Source organism: Pseudovibrio sp. W64 (genome assembly GCF_001623145.1).
Taxonomy (GTDB): Bacteria; Pseudomonadota; Alphaproteobacteria; order Rhizobiales; family Stappiaceae; genus Pseudovibrio.
On record NZ_LMCI01000034.1, the window covers coordinates 72,901 to 96,109 of the forward strand.

19 protein-coding genes and 3 tRNA genes are annotated in these 23,209 nt (G+C 50.6%); 21 read left to right on the forward strand and 1 reads right to left on the reverse strand.

Annotated features, from left to right (window positions below):
* The 3 genes from PsW64_RS27790 to PsW64_RS14785 form a co-directional block, all read left to right on the forward strand.
* Positions 1-251, forward strand: a 251-nt coding sequence (locus PsW64_RS27790) for a hypothetical protein (RefSeq protein WP_206599558.1), incomplete at its 5' end; no start/stop codon positions are given.
* Between the two features lie 897 nt (positions 252-1,148).
* Positions 1,149-1,631, forward strand: a complete 483-nt coding sequence (locus PsW64_RS14780; RefSeq protein WP_063304102.1) for a response regulator — start codon at positions 1,149-1,151, stop codon at positions 1,629-1,631.
* 429 nt (positions 1,632-2,060) lie between these two features.
* A complete protein-coding gene (locus PsW64_RS14785; RefSeq protein WP_063304103.1) occupies positions 2,061-2,642 on the forward strand; it encodes a hypothetical protein in 582 nt (193 codons plus the stop codon).
* A gap of 220 nt (positions 2,643-2,862) precedes the next feature.
* Here PsW64_RS14785 and PsW64_RS14790 read toward each other — a convergent pair whose 3' ends face one another.
* Positions 2,863-3,741 (reverse strand): TrmH family RNA methyltransferase, encoded by an 879-nt coding sequence (locus PsW64_RS14790; RefSeq protein WP_063304104.1) that lies wholly within the window; start codon positions 3,739-3,741, stop codon positions 2,863-2,865.
* A 422-nt stretch (positions 3,742-4,163) separates the two neighbouring features.
* Here PsW64_RS14790 and PsW64_RS14795 point away from each other — a divergent pair.
* From PsW64_RS14795 to PsW64_RS14880, 18 genes are all read left to right on the forward strand, one after another.
* Positions 4,164-4,248, forward strand: a tRNA-Tyr gene (locus PsW64_RS14795).
* Between the two features lie 19 nt (positions 4,249-4,267).
* Positions 4,268-4,341 (forward strand) — tRNA-Gly (locus PsW64_RS14800).
* 106 nt (positions 4,342-4,447) lie between these two features.
* Positions 4,448-5,623 carry an elongation factor Tu gene (tuf, locus tag PsW64_RS14805; protein ID WP_063289481.1) on the forward strand — a complete coding sequence of 392 codons (1,176 nt, stop codon included), beginning with the start codon at positions 4,448-4,450 and terminating at the stop codon, positions 5,621-5,623.
* Positions 5,624-5,734: 111 nt separating this feature from the next.
* Positions 5,735-5,810, forward strand: a tRNA-Trp gene (locus PsW64_RS14810).
* Between the two features lie 119 nt (positions 5,811-5,929).
* Positions 5,930-6,121: a preprotein translocase subunit SecE gene (secE, locus tag PsW64_RS14815; RefSeq protein WP_057464836.1), complete on the forward strand. Its 192-nt coding sequence runs from the start codon at positions 5,930-5,932 to the stop codon at positions 6,119-6,121.
* A 39-nt stretch (positions 6,122-6,160) separates the two neighbouring features.
* Positions 6,161-6,694: a transcription termination/antitermination protein NusG gene (gene nusG, locus PsW64_RS14820; RefSeq protein ID WP_057464835.1), complete on the forward strand. Its 534-nt coding sequence runs from the start codon at positions 6,161-6,163 to the stop codon at positions 6,692-6,694.
* Between the two features lie 121 nt (positions 6,695-6,815).
* Positions 6,816-7,244: a 50S ribosomal protein L11 gene (rplK, locus tag PsW64_RS14825; RefSeq protein WP_057464834.1), complete on the forward strand. Its 429-nt coding sequence runs from the start codon at positions 6,816-6,818 to the stop codon at positions 7,242-7,244.
* A 6-nt stretch (positions 7,245-7,250) separates the two neighbouring features.
* Positions 7,251-7,946 carry a 50S ribosomal protein L1 gene (gene rplA / locus PsW64_RS14830; RefSeq protein WP_063297947.1) on the forward strand — a complete coding sequence of 232 codons (696 nt, stop codon included), beginning with the start codon at positions 7,251-7,253 and terminating at the stop codon, positions 7,944-7,946.
* Positions 7,947-8,287: 341 nt separating this feature from the next.
* A complete protein-coding gene (gene rplJ, locus PsW64_RS14835) occupies positions 8,288-8,806 on the forward strand; it encodes a 50S ribosomal protein L10 (protein ID WP_063289485.1) in 519 nt (172 codons plus the stop codon).
* Positions 8,807-8,866: 60 nt separating this feature from the next.
* Positions 8,867-9,235, forward strand: a complete 369-nt coding sequence (gene rplL, locus PsW64_RS14840; protein ID WP_063289484.1) for a 50S ribosomal protein L7/L12 — start codon at positions 8,867-8,869, stop codon at positions 9,233-9,235.
* A gap of 202 nt (positions 9,236-9,437) precedes the next feature.
* A complete protein-coding gene (gene rpoB, locus PsW64_RS14845) occupies positions 9,438-13,580 on the forward strand; it encodes a DNA-directed RNA polymerase subunit beta (RefSeq protein ID WP_057464830.1) in 4,143 nt (1,380 codons plus the stop codon).
* A gap of 102 nt (positions 13,581-13,682) precedes the next feature.
* The gene (rpoC, locus tag PsW64_RS14850) at positions 13,683-17,885 is read left to right on the forward strand and encodes a DNA-directed RNA polymerase subunit beta' (protein ID WP_063289483.1); all 4,203 of its coding nucleotides are present in this window, start codon (positions 13,683-13,685) and stop codon (positions 17,883-17,885) included.
* Between the two features lie 222 nt (positions 17,886-18,107).
* Complete coding sequence (locus PsW64_RS14855) at positions 18,108-18,410, forward strand: hypothetical protein (protein WP_057464828.1); 303 nt, start codon at positions 18,108-18,110, stop codon at positions 18,408-18,410.
* Between the two features lie 194 nt (positions 18,411-18,604).
* Positions 18,605-19,369, forward strand: a complete 765-nt coding sequence (locus PsW64_RS14860; protein WP_206599559.1) for an SDR family oxidoreductase — start codon at positions 18,605-18,607, stop codon at positions 19,367-19,369.
* 581 nt (positions 19,370-19,950) lie between these two features.
* On the forward strand, positions 19,951-20,322 hold the full coding sequence (gene rpsL / locus PsW64_RS14865; RefSeq protein ID WP_057464826.1) for a 30S ribosomal protein S12: 372 nt from the start codon (positions 19,951-19,953) through the stop codon (positions 20,320-20,322).
* Between the two features lie 16 nt (positions 20,323-20,338).
* The gene (gene rpsG, locus PsW64_RS14870; protein WP_057464825.1) at positions 20,339-20,809 is read left to right on the forward strand and encodes a 30S ribosomal protein S7; all 471 of its coding nucleotides are present in this window, start codon (positions 20,339-20,341) and stop codon (positions 20,807-20,809) included.
* A 24-nt stretch (positions 20,810-20,833) separates the two neighbouring features.
* Positions 20,834-22,909, forward strand: a complete 2,076-nt coding sequence (gene fusA, locus PsW64_RS14875; protein WP_057464824.1) for an elongation factor G — start codon at positions 20,834-20,836, stop codon at positions 22,907-22,909.
* Positions 22,910-22,957: 48 nt separating this feature from the next.
* A partial coding sequence (locus PsW64_RS14880; RefSeq protein WP_244277279.1) for a GTP-binding protein occupies positions 22,958-23,209 on the forward strand: 252 nt, incomplete at its 3' end.

Below are 23,209 nucleotides of genomic sequence, written 5' to 3' on the forward strand. Positions count from 1 at the left end.
AGGTGCTCTACCATCTGAGCTATACCGGCGTCGTCTTCGTTGGAGGGGTATTTACGGGCGCTGGCGGGGTTTGTAAATACCGAAAATGCAAAAATTTGGAAGAATTCACAGGGGAACGAATTTTTTGGGTGAATTCGGGGTTGATCTGGTTGTTTTGGGGCTTCTTTTCCACATGCGGAGGATGCAGCCTATTGATATTGATAGAAAATTTCTTGGTTTGCGCGTCTGCGTTGTTTTGTGCGTTCGTTTGAAAGGTATTGGGAATTTCTGCGTTCCTATGGGGGGATGGCCGGAAAACACTGGCGGATTAAAGGAGCGTTGGCTTTGTCGGTTTGGGTGTGAGTTGTGCTTCTTTATTCCCCCTTGGCGACAGCTGGGGATGGAAGGGGAGTGGTGCCGGTGAGTTTCCGCTTCGGCGAATTTCAAAAGTGAGAAGCATACATATTAACTGAATATCAGTTTTGCCTCTGTTGGTGTCTTGGCAGTTCTTGTTTTTGGTAGTGCTTGCGGGCCTGTGATGAGGTTGTTCGTGTGAGTGGACGTTTTGTATTGCAGGCTTTTGAGCGGCGTTCGTTGTTCGGCAGCCAGGAGCGTTTGCCAGAATGTGGAAGCTTTGGTTGTTGGGTGAAGAGACTTTGTGCGGTGCGAAAGGTGTCCTGTTAGGGAGCCGAAGGGTGTTCCAGTGAAGTTCAGGACTTTGCAGATGCAACAGGATAGGTACCGACCATAACTGCTTTCTGGGTTACCTGTGGCTCATGCTGGCTGGAATAGTCTTGCTGTTTGTTGGTGTGACAAGTTGAGTGTCGTGATGAAAACGATCAGTGATGCCCCTAAGTGGATCCTGTCTTGTGTTGAACTGGGCCAACATGAAACATTCGCAATGTAAAATACTGTCTTTTGTGAGCTGGCCCGGTTGCTGCTGGTCTTGCATGACAAGTGAGCTGTACCTGCAGCATGAAAGGGGAAGCAATGAGGCTTGCCTACGCATTACAGTTCCCATCTGCGGGGTGAGAATACTGAGTTGGCTATCGTTGAGGGGGGAGCAAGGCTTTGCGCAGGACGCAAGGATTTGAGACTTAATTTTGGCTTCAGCTTGAGATGTGCCATGCGCATATGTTTGTAAGGTTTTGGGTCAACAAGAGAGTTGAATGCGGATTTTGGTGCTGGAAGATGAAAGAGGTATCGCTCAGCAAATTGAAAAGGCCTTAGTGGTTGCTGCATTTTCAGTAGATCAGCGTGGACGTGTTGAAGATGCGCAAATGCTCATGAACTCTGAGATGTTTGATGCGTTAATTGCTGATCGAATGTTGCCGGATGGAGATGCGATTGAAATTGTCTCATCCCTTCGGGAGGAAGACAACGATCTGCCTATTCTTATGCCGACCGCCCATGATGCAATTGAAGATCGCATTGATGGGTTGGAGGCTGGAGCGGATGATTACCTGATCAAGCGCTTTGCGATGTCTGGGCTTGTTGCAAGAATGCGAGCTTTGTTGCGTCGGCCAAGCTCCGTGTTTGGCAAAACTGAACCTGTCGGCAGTCTTTCCTATAACTTTAAATCTCGAACAAGCACGGTCAACGCGGTAGTCTTGCCCTTGCCAAGGCATGAAGTGCTGGTTCTTGAGGGCTGATCAGCAACCGTGGGCACGTTGTGACCAAAGACGATCTCTTGAGCAAAATCTAAGGGCTGGAGATTTCTGTGTCCAACACTATACCGGCCCATGTTCACAATCTTCGGCGCAAGTTCAAACGTGAGCGCTCAATGAGCCAGACCTGCCTTTGATGTGTTCGCTCGTCGATACTGCTGGCTGTTTTTCGGCAATAATTGGGAAGATGAAGCGGGGTAAGAAGGCCCTGCATTGGGCTTATATGTGTAAGGCGCATACTTAAAGATCTGACTATCACACTGCGCATCATGGAGGTGGCGCTACTCAGCTAAACTCAACTAACTGGCAAAGTTTCAGCTTCATGGTCAGCCCGATGCGAGAGCAGTAGCGTATTGGAAAGCTCTCTTCGCATTGGCTTCGTGCCATAGGCTTTGTTTATAAGGTTAGTGAAATATGCGTATTAGTTTTGGTAGGTTGTTCAAACCGCACGAAGCTCACCAGGGAGTAAGTAATCCTGTCACGAGTGCGCAGCTTCAAAAAAAGATTGCTTCTGACTTCGCTAAGAAGCCAGAAGGCTGGCATCCTCAGGTTTGCTATAATTTTGCTCTGAAAGTGGGCGTGCTTGAAGGGAAAATCTCAAACCATTTCAAGCAGGAACTCATGAGCGGAGCAAAAGTAGGTGGTTATCCGCTTGGCTTCTCAGATAAAATGGGCATCACTGCTTCAAACACGCAGAAATATTTTGACCATACAAAGATAACCGGATCAGGCATCATCAACTTCATCGATGATCAGGTAGGTGCGGTTGTACACACTGCCTATCTGCAAAAAGAGGATGGCGGCAGTGTTCATATCTACCATGCTAATTGCATGACACTAGATATGGCTTTGCTTGGTGATGCCCCAGACATTCCTAAGGTTGGCTGCGTTACGCATTACGAAGTGAGTGATCACTATACTCAGAATCGTTTTCAACGCTGGCTGGATGGGGGCTATAGCTTCAAATTTACGCCTGCGTCCAAGCTGTCTATATAAGGTGGATCCCAACAAAGATGGATACATAACCCGCTATAGAATTTTTGCTTCATGCGGTTTGTGGTTGCTACTTGAGACGCGACTTTTGTTTGAGTTTAAAGCTGTTCGCTTTTAGCTGAAACGCATGAACTGCTTTAGTCTTTGTTTTTGCGTGCCTCTATCTGAAAACCGGTTTCTACTTTTCGGGATATGCTGTAGGTGCAGACCCGGAGGCTGTCGGTTAGGACAGCCCCATTTTCATGCGGGCGACGTAGAGGGACAGGATCGCTGCGTTGGAGACGTTGAGGGACTTGATCTCTCCTGGCATGTCCAGGCGGGCGAGGGCGTCGCAGTTTTTGCGGACGCCTTCACGTACACCTTTTCCTTCAGAGCCGAGGACCAGCAGGGTCTTATCCGTGAATGTTGTGTTTTCGACGGAGTTCGGGCCTTCGCTGTCCAGTGCGATTGCCTGATAGCCTTTGTCTCTCATTTCATCGACAAAACGAGACATGTTCGGGACGCGGACGTGTTTGATCATATCCAGCGCGCCACTTGCTGTTTTGGCAAGGACCGGGCCTTCTTCAGGTGCGTGACGGCGGGTGGTGACAACAGCGTCAGCACTCAAGGCGACAGCGGAGCGGAGGATAGCGCCGACATTGTGCGGATCGGTGACCTGATCGAGTGCCAGAACAAGCTGACCGTCCTGGAGTTCTTCCGGTCCATATTCAGGAAGGGCATCCACCAGCAGCGCAGCGCCCTGATGGACGGCATCTTTGCCAACCAGCTTGTCGATATCGCGGGGGCTAGCTTCTTCAACCGGAACGTCAATCTTCAGATTGCGCTCTTCCAGCCGCCGTAATGCGTTTTGCGTTATGAGGAGCTTGTGCCGAGTGCGTTCCGGATTTCTAAAGGCGGCTTCAATGGTGTGAAGTCCATATATATAGAAAGGGCCGTCTTCAGCAGCTGATTTCTTCAGCCAGGGCTTGCCCTTTGAAAATCCACCAGACGGTTTTCCATCGGGCCGGCTTTTCTTATGGGGGCGATCATTGCCTCGCTCTGGGCTTTGCTCAGGGCTCCAGCGGTTGCCGCCTGCGCTCTTTTGTTTTTTAAAGTTGCTCATAGCCTCTCGATACTCCGGTGATGTTTTCGCTTCAAGGGAATAAAGAGGGGAGGCTAAACATTCCTTTTTTGCTGCTTATATAAAAAGAGCAGGTCCAGTGAATTTGAGAGGGTGTTCATGTGTGTAATCTTTTCACTTTGCCAAAAAAAGAATTTGCACCAAAATTGCCGGGTTTGGTGAGAAGAGCTGTGATTTAGCAAGGTCATACGTAGATTCCGTCGGTTAGTTCTCCGACAAAAAAGGGGGAAAACTAACTGCCTTGTTGATTTTGCACAGGCACATGCAAAAGAGGCGTTGACAGATGGCGTTCTCAGCGGCATAAACCGCGCCACAGGACGCGGCGCAACTGCTTAGCGGTTAAGCGGCGTGTTTGGCAAAACGAGTTTCAAAAAGTTCTCTTTTAGAGAATTTTGGTCGATCTCGGAGGAGTGCCCGAGTGGCTAAAGGGGGCGGACTGTAAATCCGCTGGCTATGCCTACGTTGGTTCGAATCCAACCTCCTCCACCATCGACTTGAAATTGGTAATGCGGGTGTAGCTCAATGGTAGAGCAGCAGCCTTCCAAGCTGAATACGAGGGTTCGATTCCCTTCACCCGCTCCAATCTCTTCTCGCTCTTTGCTGAAGGTATCCTAACAGAATCCTTGGGGTCTTTTATTGGCTTCAAGCCTTGATCGACGGAACTACGATTAAATAGAGAGCTACGCCCATGGCGAAGGAAAAATTTGAACGTAATAAGCCGCACGTCAACATCGGCACAATCGGCCACGTTGATCACGGCAAAACTACGCTGACTGCTGCGATTACTAAATCTTTTGGTGATTTTAAAGCATATGACGAAATTGACGGTGCTCCTGAAGAGCGCGCACGTGGTATCACTATCTCCACTGCGCACGTTGAGTATGAGACCGAAGCTCGTCACTACGCACACGTTGACTGCCCAGGCCACGCTGATTATGTGAAAAACATGATCACTGGTGCTGCACAGATGGACGGCGCGATCCTCGTTGTTAACGCTGCAGACGGCCCAATGCCTCAGACACGTGAGCACATCCTGCTCGCTCGTCAGGTTGGTGTGCCTGCTCTGGTTGTCTTCATGAACAAAGTTGACCAGGTTGACGACGAAGAACTGCTTGAACTCGTAGAAATGGAAGTTCGTGAACTTCTTTCTTCCTACGAATTCCCGGGCGATGATATTCCAATCATTGCTGGTTCTGCACTTGCTGCTCTTGAAGACCGCGATGACGCGATCGGCAAAGACAAAATTGTAGAGCTGATGGCTGCAGTTGACGACTATATCCCAACTCCTGACCGTCCACGCGATCTGCCATTCTTGATGCCGATCGAAGACGTGTTCTCTATCTCTGGCCGTGGTACTGTTGTAACCGGTCGTGTAGAGCGTGGCATCGTTCACGTTGGTGACGAAGTTGAGATCGTTGGCGTTAAAGACACATCTAAGACCACTGTTACTGGTGTTGAAATGTTCCGCAAGCTGCTCGATCAGGGCGAAGCTGGCGACAACATCGGTGCATTGATCCGTGGTGTTGGTCGTGAAGATGTTGAGCGTGGCCAGGTTCTTTGTAAACCAGGTTCCGTTACTCCTCACACTAAGTTTAAGGCTGAGGCATACATCCTCACCAAGGAAGAGGGTGGACGTCACACTCCATTCTTCACCAACTACCGTCCGCAGTTCTACTTCCGTACGACTGACGTGACTGGTGTTGTTTCTCTGCCAGAAGGCACAGAAATGGTGATGCCTGGTGATAACGTTGCTGTTTCAGTTGAACTTATCGTACCAATCGCTATGGAAGATGGTCTGCGCTTCGCTATCCGTGAAGGCGGTCGTACCGTCGGCGCTGGTGTTGTAGCTGAAATCATCGAATAAAGGCTTTTAAAGTCTTTACATATCGTACCGCGGTGGTTATTGCGGTACGGTTCCTTCCAGTGAGTTGATTATTGGTCGGAAAAAGGTTTTGTCCCATGCTTGGGACTTTGTAGGGGTATAGCTCAGTTGGTAGAGCGACGGTCTCCAAAACCGTAGGTCGCGGGTTCGAGCCCTGCTGCCCCTGCCATCTCTTTGGTTGAGAAAAATCTTGATTAATCGAAGTTGGTGGCATATGAAGAGTTTTTCAGGGATAGGGTGCGTGGAAGAATCTACGCGCCCACCTGTCGTGTAATGGGCCGGGACCGGATGGCAAAAACCAATCCTTTTACATTTATCCAGCAAGTTCGTTCTGAAACTGCGAAGGTAACTTGGCCGACGCGTAAGGAAACTGGCGTGACCACGTTAATGGTCTTCGTGATGGTTTTCCTGGCGGCGATGTTCTTTCTTGCTGCTGACCAGCTGATGAGCTGGGGTATCAGTTTACTGCTTGGCTTCTAAATAGCCTCACAGGCATTTCTAGTAGGAACAGGATTTAAGATGGCTAAGCGCTGGTATATTGTGCACGCTTATTCGAACTTCGAGCGTAAAGTTGCTGAAGCGATTAAAGAAAGAGCTCAGCAGCAGGGTCTTGAAGATTCATTTGACGAAGTTCTGGTTCCGACCGAGAAATTCGTAGAGGTACGTCGCGGTCGCAAAGTTGATGCTGAGCGTAAGTTCTTCCCAGGATACGTTCTGGTGAAGATGGAGATGAGCGACGATGCTTATCACCTGATCAACGATACGCCGAAAGTTTCTGGCTTCCTCGGTAACGACAAGAAGCCGATGCCGATCTCTGAGGCTGAAGCGCAGCGTATTCTTAATCAGGTTCAGGAAGGTGTCGAAGCTCCGAAACCTTCTGTCAGCTTTGAAGTTGGTGAACAGGTTCGCGTCAGCGATGGCCCGTTTGCTTCCTTCTCTGGTCTCGTCGAGGAAGTCGATGAGGAACGGGCACGTCTGAAAGTGACAGTGTCCATCTTCGGCCGGGCTACCCCGGTTGAACTTGAATACGGACAGGTCGACAAAGTCGGTTAAGTCCGGGATGGGGCGGCAGGTGAAGCGCACTTTCGTCGGTGTGCTGGAAGCCAGACCGCCCGCTCTCTTATCCAGTGAAATGCGCTTGGCGTGATTTCACAGATCCATTCTGGAGAGAATTATGGCGAAAAAGATTGACGGCTACTTAAAGCTTCAGGTGCCAGCAGGTTCTGCTACACCATCCCCACCAATTGGTCCTGCGCTGGGTCAGCGCGGTCTGAATATCATGGAATTCTGTAAGGCGTTTAACGCTAAGACCCAGGATGTTGAGAAAGGTGCTCCTTGCCCAACCATCATTACTTATTACTCCGATAAGTCTTTCACTTTTGAAGTTAAGACAGCTCCGGCTTCTTTCTTCCTTAAGAAAGCTGCGAAAGTCAAATCTGGCTCAGCAACTGCTGGTCGCGGTACCATTGCGTCCGTGACTAAAGCTCAGGTTCGTGAAATCGCAGAAGCTAAGATGAAAGATCTCAACGCTAACGACATCGAAGCAGCAATGCTGATGATCGAAGGCTCCGCCCGTTCCATGGGTCTGGAAGTTACGGAGTAAAGTATCATGGCTAAAGTAGGTAAGCGCATTAAAGCTGCTCGCGAAGGTATTGATCGTAACAAAGAGTACGCAGTAAGCGAAGCTCTTGGTGTTGTTAAGTCTGGCTCCACTGCCAAGTTTGACGAAACCATCGAAGTTGCAATCAACCTTGGTGTTGACCCACGTCACGCAGACCAGATGGTTCGTGGTGCATGTGTTCTTCCAAACGGTACCGGTAAAACTGTACGCGTTGCTGTATTTGCTCGTGATGCGAAAGCTGATGAAGCAAAAGCTGCTGGCGCAGACATTGTTGGTGCTGAAGAGCTGGTTAAAGAAGTTCAGGGCGGTACCATCAACTTCGATACCGTCATCGCAACTCCTGACATGATGCCACTCGTTGGTCGTCTTGGTAAAGTTCTCGGTCCTCGCGGCATGATGCCTAACCCTAAGGTTGGCACTGTAACCCCTGACGTGACCAAGGCTGTTAAAGACGCCAAAGGTGGTTCTGTACAGTTCCGCGTTGAAAAAGCTGGTATCATTCACGCTGGCGTTGGCAAAGCTTCTTTTGAAGCTTCCAAGCTGGAAGAGAACGTGAAAGCGTTCGTTGATGCAGTGATCAAAGCTAAGCCATCAGGTGCAAAAGGTACGTACGTTAAGCGCGTAGCCCTTTCATCCACGATGGGACCTGGCGTGAAGGTTGATCTTGGTTCTATTACCGAGTAAACACCTCGCCTATAAGAGTTACCTCCCGCTTTCATGTGGGAGGTTTTACCGCTGAAAGACTGTTATGGTCCTTCGGCATCCCTGTCCGAGACTGCAGGTGCCAACGTTTGTTGGTTTAAGTTTTTGATAAGAAAGGCCTGCATAGATGGAGAAGAACTGATTTGGTTGATATGCAAAATGCAATTCAACCTTGCGGTTCGAACCAAATTGCCTTGCTGCGTCTCTCCGGCGCGTAAGGGGACAGGACCCTAATCGTCGTTGTCGAGGTTGGGTTAGCCCAACTTTGATGCGGCAAAGGCAAACCGGCGGCAATGAGAATTGCTGCCAACTGGAGAAGGCAAGTGGAAAGAGCGGATAAGCAAAAGTTCGTCAGCGATTTCAACGAAGTGTTGTCGAACACTGGCGTTGCAGTTGTTGCGCACTATGCGGGCCTTTCAGTTTCTCAGATGACTCAGCTGCGTGCTGATGCTCGTGAAGCTGGTGGTACCGTAAAGGTTGCTAAAAACCGCCTTGTCAAGCTTGCCCTTCAAGGCACTGAACTAGAGCATATCAGCGACCTGTTCACAGGCCCAACTGTCATCGTCTACTCTGACGATCCAGTTGCTGCGCCTAAGGCTGCTGCTAACTTCGCTAAGGCTAACGAAAATTTCGTAATCCTTGGTGGTGCTCTTGGTTCAACTAACCTGGATACTGCTGGTGTTAAAGCACTGGCAGCGATGCCGTCTCTGGACGAGCTTCGTGGCAAGCTGGTGGGTATGCTTCAGACCCCAGCGACCCGTATGGCCATGGTTACGAGCGCACCGGCCGGGCAACTTGCTCGCGTCTTCAATGCGTACGCCGAGAAGGACCAAGCCGCGTAAGGCGGAACCACATAATTTTTGTCAAAACCGAAAACGGTTCGAACAACAAGGTACTGAAAAATGGCTGATCTCTCAAAGATCGTAGAAGAACTCTCCGCACTGACCGTTATGGAAGCTGCTGAGCTTTCCAAGCTGCTCGAAGAAGAGTGGGGCGTTTCCGCTGCTGCTCCTGTAGCTGTTGCTGCTGCTGGTCCAGCTGCTGAAGCTGCTGAAGAACAGACTGAATTCGACGTGATCCTGGCTGATGCTGGCGCGAAGAAAATCAACGTGATCAAAGAAGTGCGTGCGATCACGGGTCTTGGCCTGAAAGAAGCTAAAGAGCTCGTAGAAGGCGCTCCAAAAGCTGTTAAAGAAGCAGTTTCTAAAGACGAAGCTGCTGAGCTGAAAAAGAAGCTCGAAGAAGCTGGTGCAAAAGTAGAACTCAAGTAATCCTGAGTTCTTCAGATATTGGTCCCGGAGTAATCCGGGACCTTTTCCGTACCCTGGCGGGTTTCCCGGCCGGGGTAAACGTCCCAACGGGGGAGGGTGCCTGAACAGCGCCCTATTGTGGACGGTTCTGAGAAGCTACGTTTTCTGCCATGCAGGGCGTCGTTTTTCTGAACCGTCACCTTGAGTGATACGAGGAGCGACAATGACGCAGACGTTCAACGGTCGCAAGCGGGTCCGTAAATACTTCGGATCCATCCGCGATGTAGCGGCTATGCCAAACCTTATCGAAGTGCAGAAGGCGTCTTATGACCAATTCTTGCAAGTTGATAAGGTTGAAGATAACCGCGTTGACGAAGGCCTAGAGGCCGTATTTAAGTCCGTATTCCCCATTTCGGATTTTGCAGGCAATTCCCTTCTTGAATTCGTAGATTACGAATTTGAAGCACCAAAGTATGATGTGGAAGAGTGCCGCCAGCGTGATATGACTTACGCTGCGCCACTGAAGCTTACGCTTCGCCTCATCGTGTTTGATGTGGATGAAGATACTGGCGCAAAATCGGTTAAAGACATCAAAGAACAAGATGTCTACATGGGCGATATTCCGTTCATGACCGATAACGGTACCTTTGTGATCAATGGTACAGAACGCGTTATCGTGTCTCAGATGCACCGTTCCCCGGGTGTATTCTTTGACCATGACAAAGGTAAGACCCACTCTTCCGGTAAACTTCTGTTTGCTGCACGTGTGATCCCTTACCGTGGTTCATGGCTCGATATCGAATTCGATGCTAAGGACATTGTCCACGCACGTATCGACCGCCGTCGTAAGATCCCTGTGACATCTTTGTTGATGGCGCTTGGTCTTGATAGCGAAGAGATTCTCAATACCTTCTATAACCGTATCGACTACGTACGTAACGGCGAAAACAGCTGGTCCGTACCGTTCGATGGTGCTCGACTTAAGGGTACTAAAGCAACTGCCGATATGGTTGATGCTGCCAGCGGTGAAGTGGTTGTTGAAGCTGGTAAGAAAATTACCGCTCGCACAATCCGTCAGTTGACTGAAAAGGGTGTTAAATCTCTTAAGGGTACTGATGATGATCTGTTTGGCCAGTACCTTGCCGAAGACATTGTTGATACGCGTACTGGTGAGATATATGCTGAAGCTGGTGAAGAGCTGACTGAAAAGCTTCTTCATGAGTTGATCGAGCGTGGCTACCACGATCTGCCTGTTCTGGATATCGACTACGTTAACGTTGGTCCTTTCATCCGCAACACGCTGGCTGCTGACAAGAATGACGGCCGCGAAGGTGCTCTGTTTGACATCTACCGCGTTATGCGTCCTGGTGAGCCGCCAACCATTGAGACTGCAGAGGCTATGTTCCAGTCTCTGTTCTTCGATGCTGAGCGCTACGACCTTTCCGCGGTTGGCCGCGTGAAGATGAACATGCGTCTTGACCTTGAGTGTGAAGATACTGTTCGTGTTCTGCGTAAAGACGATATCCTATCAGTGATCAGCCTGCTGCTTAATCTTCGTGATGGCCGCGGCGAAATTGATGACATCGATAACCTTGGTAACCGTCGTGTTCGCTCCGTTGGCGAACTGATGGAAAACCAGTACCGTGTTGGCCTGCTGCGCATGGAACGTGCGATCAAGGAGCGTATGAGCTCTGTTGAGATCGACACTGTGATGCCTCAGGATCTGATCAACGCAAAACCTGCTGCAGCAGCTGTTCGTGAGTTCTTCGGTTCTTCCCAGCTGTCTCAGTTTATGGATCAGACCAACCCATTGTCTGAAGTCACGCATAAGCGTCGTCTTTCAGCGCTTGGGCCTGGTGGTTTGACCCGTGAGCGCGCAGGCTTTGAGGTTCGTGACGTTCACCCAACACACTATGGTCGTATCTGCCCGATTGAAACACCGGAAGGTCCGAACATTGGTCTGATCAACTCACTGGCAACCTTTGCACGTGTGAACAAGTATGGCTTTATTGAAAGTCCATACCGCCGTGTTATTGATGGTCTTGTGACGAAAGACGTTGTCTATCTCTCCGCTATGGAAGAGAGCAAGTACTACGTTTCTCAGGCGAACGCTGAGATGAACGAAGATGGTAGCTTCGTGAACGACCTGGTTCAGTGTCGTCATGCGGGTGAAAACATCTTGGTCACCTCCGATCGCGTTGATCTGATGGATGTGTCTCCTAAACAGCTGGTTTCCGTTGCTGCGTCGCTCATTCCGTTCCTTGAGAACGATGATGCGAACCGCGCACTGATGGGTTCCAACATGATGCGTCAGGCTGTGCCGCTCGTTCGTGCACAGGCTCCGTTTGTTGGTACCGGTATGGAACCAATCGTTGCTCGTGACTCTGGTGCCGCTATTGGTGCACGCCGCGGTGGTGTGGTTGACCAGGTTGATGCAACACGTATCGTTATCCGTGCGACTGAAGATCTGGATCCTTCCAAGTCCGGCGTAGATATCTACCGCCTGATGAAGTTCCAGCGTTCCAACCAGGATACCTGTATCAACCAGCGTCCGCTGGTGAACGTAGGTGACCGGGTTCGTAAGGGCGATATCATTGCAGACGGTCCTTCGACTGATCTGGGTGATCTGGCGCTTGGCCGTAACGTTATGGTCGCGTTCATGCCTTGGAACGGCTACAACTTCGAGGATTCCATCCTACTTTCCGAGCGCATCGTTCGCGATGACGTGTTCACCTCCATCCACCTCGAAGAATTCGAAGTGATGGCGCGTGATACGAAGCTTGGCCCTGAGGAAATCACTCGCGATATTCCTAACGTTTCGGAAGAAGCGCTGAAGAACCTTGATGAAGCCGGCATTGTTTATGTTGGTGCTGAGGTGAAACCAGGCGACATTCTTGTTGGTAAGATCACTCCAAAGGGCGAAAGCCCAATGACACCAGAAGAAAAACTTCTGCGTGCGATCTTCGGTGAGAAAGCTTCTGACGTTCGCGACACATCCATGCGTCTGTCTCCAGGTGTATCCGGTACTGTTGTTGAAGTTCGTGTATTCAACCGCCACGGCGTTGAAAAAGACGAACGCGCAATGGCTATCGAGCGCGAAGAGATTGAACGTCTTGCGAAAGACCGCGACGACGAACAGGCAATTCTTGACCGTAACGTCTATGGCCGTCTGGCTGAGATGATCATGGGTCATGTAACTGTTGGTGGTCCGAAGAACTTCCGCAAGGGTGTTGAGATCGACGGAAACGTTCTGAACGAATTCCCACGTTCTCAGTGGTGGCAGTTTGCTGTCGAAGACGAGCAGCTGATGAGCGAGCTGGAAGCGCTTCGTGGTTCTTATGATGAGAGCCGTAAGCGTCTTGAGCAGCGCTTCATCGACAAGGTTGAGAAGCTGCAGCGTGGTGATGAATTGCCACCTGGCGTTATGAAGATGGTTAAAGTCTTCGTTGCGGTTAAGCGTAAGATTCAGCCTGGTGATAAGATGGCTGGTCGTCACGGTAACAAGGGTGTGGTTTCCAAGATCAACCCATGTGAAGACATGCCATTCCTGGATGACGGTCAACACGTTGATATCGTTCTGAACCCACTCGGCGTTCCATCCCGTATGAACGTTGGTCAGATTCTTGAAACTCACCTTGGCTGGGCTTGTGCCGGCATGGGGCAGAAGATCGGCGAGCTTTACGACGAATATCGTAAGTCTGGCGAGATCGAGCAGCTTCGTGGCAAGGTCGTTGAGATCTACGGCGACAACATCAAGGGTGAGCCGGTTCAGGAATACGACGACGAAGGCATCGCTAAACTTGGTGAGCAGCTGCGTCATGGCGTTTCCATCGCGACTCCGGTCTTTGATGGTGCACGTGAACCTGACGTTGTTGACATGCTGAACATTGCTGAGATGAAACCATCCGGTCAGTCTACATTGTATGACGGACGTACCGGTGAACAGTTCGACCGTCAGGTCACTGTGGGTTACATCTACATGCTCAAGCTTCACCACTTGGTTGACGATAAGATCCACGCGCGTTCTATCGGACCTTACTCTCTTGTTACTCAGCAGCCGCTGGGTGGTAAGGCGCAGTTCGGTGGTCAGCGCTTCGGTGAGATGGAAGTGTGGGCGCTTGAAGCTTATGGCGCAGCGTACACCTTGCAGGAAATGCTCACTGTTAAGTCTGATGACGTGGCAGGTCGTACCAAGGTTTATGAAGCTATCGTCCGGGGTGACGACACATTTGAGGCGGGTATTCCTGAGAGCTTTAACGTTCTCGTCAAGGAAATGCGTTCCCTGGGCCTCAATGTCGAGTTGCAGGATAAGGAACCGCGTCAGAAAGCCAATGATGACGCTGAAGCAATCGATGCCGCGGAATAAGACCTTTCAAGGTATTTCGCTGTAAGTCATGTATTCATGCCGGAAGAGGGGAGCCTGCTTATTAGCACGCTCCCCCAAACCGCGCATTTTAGGAGAGAGCTGATGTCGCAAGAGGTCATGAACCTGTTCAATCAACAGGCTCCCGCACAGACCTTCGATCATATCCGCATCTCGATCGCCAGCCCGGAGAAAATTCTGTCCTGGTCGTTCGGTGAGATCAAAAAGCCGGAGACGATCAACTACAGAACTTTCAAGCCAGAGCGCGACGGGCTGTTCTGTGCTCGGATTTTCGGTCCTATCAAGGACTATGAGTGCTTGTGCGGTAAGTATAAGCGCATGAAATATAAAGGCGTTATCTGTGAGAAGTGTGGCGTTGAAGTCACCTTGTCCCGTGTACGCCGTGAACGTATGGGCCACATTGAGCTTGCTGCTCCTGTTGCGCATATCTGGTTCCTGAAGTCACTGCCATCCCGTATCGGCATGCTGTTGGATATGACGCTTAAGGATCTTGAGCGCATCCTGTACTTTGAGAACTACGTTGTTATTGAGCCGGGCCTTACTCCTATGAAGCTGCGTCAGCTGCTTTCTGAAGAAGAGTTTGTTGCCGCTCAGGACGAATACGGTGAAGACAGCTTCACTGCTATGATTGGTGCTGAAGCGATCCGTGAGATCCTTGCCAGCATGGATCTGCAGCGTGAATCTGAAAAGATCCGTCAGGAAATTGCAGAAGCAACCACAGAGCTGAAGCCTAAGAAACTGGCGAAGCGCCTGAAGGTTGTTGAAGCGTTCATCGAGTCTGGAAACCGTCCTGAGTGGATGATCCTGACTGTTGTTCCTGTGATTCCACCGGATCTGCGTCCGTTGGTTCCGCTGGATGGTGGCCGTTTTGCGACGTCTGACCTCAACGACCTTTATCGTCGTGTGATCAACCGTAACAACCGTCTGAAGCGTCTGATCGAGCTTAAAGCGCCTGACATCATTATTCGTAACGAAAAACGTATGCTGCAGGAATCTGTAGATGCGCTGTTCGATAATGGTCGTCGTGGTCGTGTGATCCAGGGTGCAAACAAGCGTCCTTTGAAGTCCCTTTCAGATATGCTGAAGGGTAAGCAGGGTCGTTTCCGTCAGAACCTTCTCGGTAAGCGCGTGGATTACTCCGGTCGTTCCGTTATTACTGTGGGTCCTGAACTGAAGCTGCACCAATGTGGTCTGCCGAAGAAGATGGCGCTTGAGCTGTTCAAGCCGTTCATTTACTCCCGCCTCGATGCAAAGGGTTATTCTTCCACTGTTAAGCAGGCGAAGAAGCTCGTTGAAAAAGAGCGTCCGGAAGTTTGGGATATCCTTGATGAAGTGATCCGCGAGCACCCGGTTCTCCTGAACCGTGCGCCTACGCTTCACCGTCTTGGCATTCAGGCCTTCGAACCTACCCTGATTGAAGGTAAGGCAATCCAGCTGCACCCACTCGTTTGTTCCGCGTTTAACGCTGACTTCGATGGTGACCAGATGGCTGTTCACGTTCCGCTTTCTCTGGAAGCGCAGCTTGAAGCCCGTACTCTCATGATGTCCACCAACAACATTCTGCATCCGGCGAACGGTGGTCCGATCATCGTACCGTCCCAGGATATTGTTCTTGGCCTCTACTACCTGTCCATTATGGCAGATGGTGAGCCAGGTGAAGGCATGGCCTTCGGTAACATGGGTGAGTTGCACCACGCGCTGGAAAACGGTGTTATCACTGTTCACTCCAAGATCCGTGGCCGCTTCAAGTCTGTTGATGAGCTGGGTAACCCAACCTCTGAAATCCACGAGACCACTCCTGGTCGTCTGATGATTGCAGAGCTGCTGCCGAAGCACTTCGAAGTACCGTTCGACGCCTGTAACAAGCTGATGACCAAAAAAGACATCTCCAAGATGATCGATACGGTTTATCGTGCTTGTGGCCAGAAAGAGACCGTTATCTTCTGTGACCGCGTTATGCAGCTTGGCTTCAAAAACGCATGTCGTGCTGGTATCTCCTTCGGTAAGGATGACATGGTTATCCCTGATGCCAAGGCGACACTCGTTGAAAGCACCACCACTTTGGTGACTGAATACGAACAGCAGTACAACGACGGTCTGATCACTCAGGGCGAGAAGTACAACAAGGTTGTTGACGCCTGGGCGAAGTGTACTGACAAAGTCGCTGATGAAATGATGGGCCGCATCTCTGCGACTGAGTTCGAAGAGGACACAGGTCGTCAGAAACAGATGAACTCTGTTTACATGATGGCTCACTCCGGTGCGCGTGGTTCTCCAGCGCAGATGAAGCAGCTCGGCGGTATGCGCGGTCTGATGGCGAAACCAGATGGTTCCATCATCGAAAACCCGATTATCGCGAACTTTAAAGAAGGTCTGTCGGTTCTCGAGTACTTCAACTCCACCCACGGTGCCCGTAAGGGTCTTGCCGATACGGCGTTGAAAACTGCGAACTCCGGTTACCTGACACGTCGTCTCGTGGACGTTGCACAGGACAGCATCATTCTTGAAGTTGACTGTGGTTCCACTGGTGGCATTACCGTTCAGCCAATCGTTGATGCTGGTAACGTGATCGCGACCCTTGGTATGCGTGTGCTTGGCCGTACTGCGGCTGAAGACATCCGCAACAACAAGACTGGCGAAGTGCTCGTTCCTAAGGGACGTATGATTGACGAGAAGGACGTGGAGCTTCTTGAAGCTGCCAAGGTCCAGATGGTCAAGATCCGCTCCGTGCTGACTTGTGAAACCAAGACTGGTGTATGTGCGACCTGTTATGGCCGTGACCTTGCACGTGGTACTCCGGTGAACATCGGTGAGGCTGTTGGTGTTATTGCTGCGCAGTCTATTGGTGAGCCTGGTACTCAGTTGACCATGCGTACGTTCCACATTGGTGGTACGGCACAGGTTGTTGATAGCTCCTTCATTGAATCCAACTTTGAAGGCACCGTGAAGATGCGCAACCGCAATGTGGTTCGCGACTCCGATGGCAACAACATTGTTATGGCACGTAACATGTCCATCATTATCGTAGATAGTGACGGTAATGAGCGTTCTACGCATCGTCTGACTTACGGTGGTAAAATCTTCGTTGACGAAGGTGACGTCATTAAGCGCGGTGATCGTATTTCTGAATGGGATCCGTACACTCGTCCGATCCTGACAGAACTTTCCGGTCGTGTTGGCTTTGAAGATCTGGTGGATGGTTCTTCCATGCAGGAAACTGCTGATGAAGCGACCGGTATCACCAAGCGTGTTGTTATCGACTGGCGTTCTTCTCAACGTGGTGCTGATCTGAAGCCTGCGATGGTTATTCAGGACGATAGCGGTAAGATCAAGAAACTGGCTCGCGGTGGCGATGCTCGTTCCCTGCTTTCCGTTGACGCTATTCTGTCCGTACAGCCAGGTGACATGGTTTCTGCTGGTGACGTTCTTGCACGTATTCCTCTGGAATCTGCAAAAACGAAAGACATCACCGGTGGTCTGCCTCGTGTTGCAGAACTGTTCGAAGCACGTCGTCCGAAAGATCACGCGATTATCGCTGAGCTTGACGGTACGATCCGCTTTGGCCGAGATTACAAAAACAAGCGCCGCATCATCATCGATCCTACCGATGAGAGCCTGGAGCCTGTTGAGTACCTCATCCAGAAGAACAAGCACTTCCACCTGCAGGAAGGGGACACTATCGAGAAGGGTGAATACCTTGTTGATGGTAACCCGGCACCGCATGACATTCTTGCGATTAAGGGCGTAGAGGCACTGGCTGCCTTCCTCGTTAACGAGATCCAGGAAGTTTATCGCCTGCAGGGCGTGGGCATTAACGACAAGCACATTGAAGTGATTGTTCGTCAGATGCTCCAGAAGGTTGAGATCACTGATCCGGGCGAAACAGAGTACTTCTCTGGTGAGCAGGTCGATAAGATCGAATTTGATGCAGCTAACCAGCGTGCGATTGATAATGCACGTGATCCTGCCAAGGGTGTTCCAGTTCTTCTGGGTATCACGAAGGCAAGCTTGCAGACTCGTTCGTTCTTCTCTGCTGCATCGTTCCAGGAAACAACGCGTGTTCTGACTGAAGCAGCTGTCTTCGGCAAGATCGATCCACTGGACGGTCTGAAAGAGAACGTGATTGTTGGTCGTCTGATCCCAGCGGGTACAGGCGGGGCGATGAACCGCACTCGTAAGATTGCGACACTGCGTGATGATCTCATCCAGGACGCTCGCCGTTCAGCTTCTACTGCTGGTACTGCGGACTCCATGCTTGAAGATTTCAGCCGTGACGGTCAGTTCTAGTGAGCTGCAAAATCTAAATTCAGGTCAAGCCGCCCTTCGGGGCGGCTTTTCCGTTTATGGCGGATGGTTGCTTGTGGGCGACCTGCTGACCTGCCACTAACAAGAAAGACGCGTGTCTGATTTTGGAAGCTGAGGCCCCTTGGCGGATACGTCTGGTGTTTGAATTGAAACGCATCCTTTCGGTCGGGCTGGACTGAGTGGGTGCGTGATGAAGGAAATAAAATGTCTGATCAGATTGAAGAAGAAAATGGTGATGACACCCCTCCAGTTGTCTACCTGATTATGGGCCGCGCCTGGAAAGAGGAAGACGGTGAAGAAGAAGATGGTCTTCCGTTCCACGTGATGGTGACCGCGCCTGATGACGATGGTGCAGTTCGCCGTGCCGTTGAAGCGCTGGGTGAACAGGGTTTCGTGGATGCAGCTCTTGATCAGCTGGGATACATCACGGAAACACCGGAGGAAGAGTTCTTCGTTCAGCCTTATAAAGATGCACTGGCAGGCAATGTTTCAGTGATCACGTTCTAAAAATTGAACTGATGATCCGATTTTGGATTTTGGAAAGGAGAGGGTGACCTCTCCTTTTTTGCGTTTAGGGAGAGGGGAGGTGTAAATGCCTCTCTGCTGGGTGGCTTCAAAAATGTAGTGATCTTGCCTGACTTGTGAGTACAGTGATCATTTGGCTTTGCAGTTGAAGCCAGAGTTAAATGGAGCGAACGTTCTTGGGGAATGCTACTTCGAAGATTGTATTGGTAACGGGTGCCAGCAAGGGCATTGGTCAGGCCACTGCTGTTGCTTTTGCCGAAGTTGGTTATGATGTCTGTGTGAACTATCATTGTGATCAGGCCGGAGCGGAAGAGACTGTCCGGCGATGCAAGGAGGTTGGCGTTCGCGCGATTGCTGTTGCTGCGGATGTGGCTGATCTTGAAGCCGTGCGTCAGATGTTTGTCATTTGTGATGATAGCCTCGGGCCGATCACTTGCCTCGTGAACAATGCTGGCATCATAGGAGGGACGTCTTCCTTAGTGGAGTTGGATAGCTCGGCATTGGTTTCGACTTTTCAGACCAATGTGTTTGGCATGATCTATTGCATGCAAGAAGCAGCTAAACGCATGAGGACTGACCAAGGTGGTTCTGGTGGTGCGATTGTAAATATGTCTTCGATTGCTGCCGTGATGGGGAGCCCAGGGGAGTATGTTCACTACGCCGCTTCAAAAGGTGCAGTGGAAACATTGACGGTTGGTGCGGGTAAAGAATTTGGGCCCCTCGGTATTCGGGTGAATGCGATCCGTGTGGGAACAACTGCGACCGACATGCACCAGCGGGAGGGAAATCCTGATCGCCCGGCACTTGTTGCTGCTGCAACACCTCTTGGTCGTATAGCCGAGCCTTCAGATATTGCAGAGGCTGCTGTCTGGCTGGGATCATCCGGGGCAGGATTCGTGAGTGGGACGACACTGACGGTTGCCGGCGGCCTTGCTCCCTAACTGGGTGTGTTGGGTGCTTGAGACTTGAGGCGACGACGTGCCTTCGCCCTGTGGCAGTATTTGCACTTAAGGGGCGTAATTGAATTTGAGTTAAAGCTGTAAGAATCAAATGACCTGCGGAAATGACGATGAGTCAGAGTAGGGATGTGCTTAACTTCCTTTTAATCTTCAGAGTCAAACTGCAATGAACACTTAAGCGCCTCCAAATTTTGACGTCTTCCGCGAGGAAATTGCTGAATCTACGCGAATCTTGGGATACACCGTATGAATCTAAGAGTCTGGGGCCAAGAATCTCTTGGAAGGGACTTGACGAACAGTGTCCTGATGAGTAGGTTCCGGCAACCTTATGGCAAGCAGTAAGCAATGTCCTTCTCCTGAGGCGCCTCGCCTCGGAGTACTGAAGCTTAAACGTTGTCGGGTTCAAAGGCGAATACAAGTCGAATGCAAGACCGCGGATCCGTCCGTGGTCCTCTGGTTTCGCGGTGCCCTTCACGAATAATCGTTCGTGGATTTGGTGCGCATGCGTATGTCTACCAGAAACTGCGTCCGGTCGAAGAGCAAAAGTAGTTAAAGGGCAAATTATGCCAACGATCAACCAGTTGATCCGTAAGCCGCGTACAGTGCCGGCGAAGCGGAACAAAGTTCCAGCGATGGAAGCGTGCCCGCAGAAGCGCGGCGTGTGTACTCGCGTATATACAACCACTCCTAAGAAGCCTAACTCAGCGCTTCGTAAAGTGGCAAAAATCCGTTTGACCAATGGCTTTGAAGTTATTGGTTATATCCCGGGTGAAGGTCATAACCTCCAAGAGCACTCCGTTGTCATGATCCGTGGTGGTCGTGTAAAGGATTTGCCTGGTGTTCGTTACCACATCATCCGTGGCGTTCTTGACACCCAGGGTGTTAAAGATCGTAAACAGCGTCGTTCCAAGTATGGCGCTAAGCGTCCGAAATAATAGGATATAGACCGATATGTCCCGCCGTCACGCCGCTGAAAAGCGTCAAGTTATTCCGGATCCTAAGTTCGGAGATATCGTCGTTACTAAGTTCATGAACGCAGTAATGCTCGATGGTAAAAAATCCACCGCAGAACGCATCGTATACGGTGCATTCGATGCGATCGAATCTAAGGCTAAGGCTAGCCCACTCGAGATGTTCCATCAGGCGCTCGAAAACGTTATGCCACAGGTTGAAGTTCGCTCCCGTCGTGTTGGTGGTGCAACTTATCAGGTTCCAGTCGAAGTTCGTACAGAGCGTCGTCAGGCACTTGCTATCCGCTGGCTGATTTCTGCAGCTCGCGGTCGTAACGAAACCACAATGGTTGGTCGTCTGTCCGGTGAACTGCTGGATGCTGCGAATGGCCGTGGTAACTCCGTTAAGAAGCGCGAAGATACTCACCGGATGGCTGAAGCTAACCGTGCATTCTCGCACTACCGTTGGTAATCACCCTGGATAGAGGCTGACGCTATGTCACGTACGCACAAAATCGAGGACTACCGTAACTTCGGTATCATGGCTCACATCGATGCTGGTAAGACGACCACTACAGAACGTATTCTGTATTACACTGGTAAGTCCCATAAAATCGGTGAAGTTCATGATGGTGCAGCTACCATGGACTGGATGGAGCAGGAGCAGGAGCGTGGTATTACCATTACTTCAGCTGCTACGACTGCCCACTGGAACGGTAAGCGTCTGAACATCATTGACACTCCAGGTCACGTTGACTTCACGATTGAAGTTGAACGTTCCCTGCGTGTTCTTGATGGTGCAGTTGCACTTCTCGATGCGAATGCTGGTGTTGAACCTCAGACTGAGACCGTATGGCGTCAGGCTGATAAGTACAACGTTCCACGCATGATCTTCGTCAACAAGATGGACAAGCTCGGTGCTGATTTCTTCCGCTGTGTAGAAATGATCGAGAAACGTCTTGGTGCGACCCCAGCTTGTGTTCAGCTGCCGATCGGCGCTGAAAGCGAATTTGCTGGTGTTATCGATCTGCTGAAGATGAAAGCATTGGTTTGGAACGGTGAAGCTCTTGGAGCAAGCTGGGATGAGCTGGATATTCCAGAAGATCTCGCTGACCAAGCTGCTGAATACCGCGAAAAACTGATCGAGATCGCTGTAGAAGTAGAAGAAGAAGCTACTGAAGCATACTTGGAAGGCGAAATGCCATCCAACGAAAAGCTTCAAGAGCTTATTCGTAAGGGTACCATTGCTGGCAACTTCGTTCCAGTATTGTGCGGTACAGCATTCAAGAACAAAGGCGTTCAGCCTCTTCTTGATGCTGTTGTAGATTACCTTCCTAACCCGGTTGAAGTGCCGGCGATTAAAGGTATCGACGCCAAGACTGAAGAAGAAACCACACGCGAATCTTCTGACGAAGAGCCGCTTGGTATGCTCGCATTTAAAATTATGAACGATCCGTTCGTTGGTTCTTTGACCTTCGCACGTATTTACTCTGGTGTGCTGAATAAAGGCTCATCCGTGCTGAATACTGTTAAGGGCAAGCGCGAACGCGTTGGTCGCATGATGCAGATGCACTCAAATTCCCGCGATGACATTGATGTAGCCTATGCAGGCGACATTGTGGCTATCGCAGGCCTGAAGGACACGACCACTGGTGATACGCTTTGTGATCCTCTGAAGCCTGTTATTCTGGAACGCATGGAGTTCCCGGATCCGGTTATCGAGATCGCTGTTGAGCCTAAAACCAAAGGTGACCAGGAAAAGATGGGCCTTGCCCTGAACCGCCTGGCTGCTGAGGATCCGTCCTTCCGCGTGAAGACAGATGAAGAGTCCGGCCAGACAATCATTGCTGGTATGGGCGAACTTCACCTGGACATCCTTGTTGATCGCATGAAGCGTGAATTCAAGGTTGAAGCAAACATCGGTGCACCTCAGGTTGCTTACCGTGAAACCATTACCAAGTCTGCTGACGTGGATTATACCCACAAGAAGCAGTCCGGTGGTACTGGCCAGTTTGCTCGCATCAAACTCTCTATCGAGCCAAATGTTGTTGGTGAAGGTTTTGAGTTTGCTAACACGATTGTTGGCGGTAACGTTCCTAAGGAATACATCCCTGGTGTATCCAAGGGTATCGAATCCGTCATGTCCTCTGGTCCACTTGCTGGCTTCCCGATGGTCGACATTAAAGCTACCCTCACTGACGGTGCTTACCATGATGTTGACTCGTCTGTGCTCGCATTTGAGATCGCAGGTCGTGCTGGTTTCCGCGAAGCTGTGGCTAAAGCAGGTCCAAAGCTTCTGGAACCTATCATGAAGGTTGAGGTTGTCACTCCAGAAGACTATATGGGTGACGTGATTGGTGATTTGAATTCCCGTCGTGGACAGATCGCCGGTACCGAAAACCGCGGTGTCGTGACCGTTATCACTGCTATGGTTCCGCTGGCCAACATGTTTGGTTACGTGAACAACTTGCGTTCCATGTCCCAAGGACGTGCGCAGTATTCCATGGTGTTCGATCATTACGACCAAGTCCCGCAGGCTGTTGCTGACGAGGTTATGGCGAAATACGCCTAAACCTCATTAGACCAGTCAAAGGGATTCAAGAGAGAACGGAGAGATCCGATGGCTAAAGAAAAATTTGAACGTAATAAGCCGCACGTCAACATCGGCACAATTGGCCACGTTGACCACGGTAAAACTACACTGACCGCAGCGATTACTAAATCCTTCGGTGATTTTAAAGCATACGACGAAATCGATGGCGCTCCTGAAGAGCGTGCTCGCGGTATCACTATTTCAACAGCACACGTTGAATATGAAACCGAAGCTCGTCACTACGCACACGTTGACTGCCCAGGCCACGCTGATTATGTG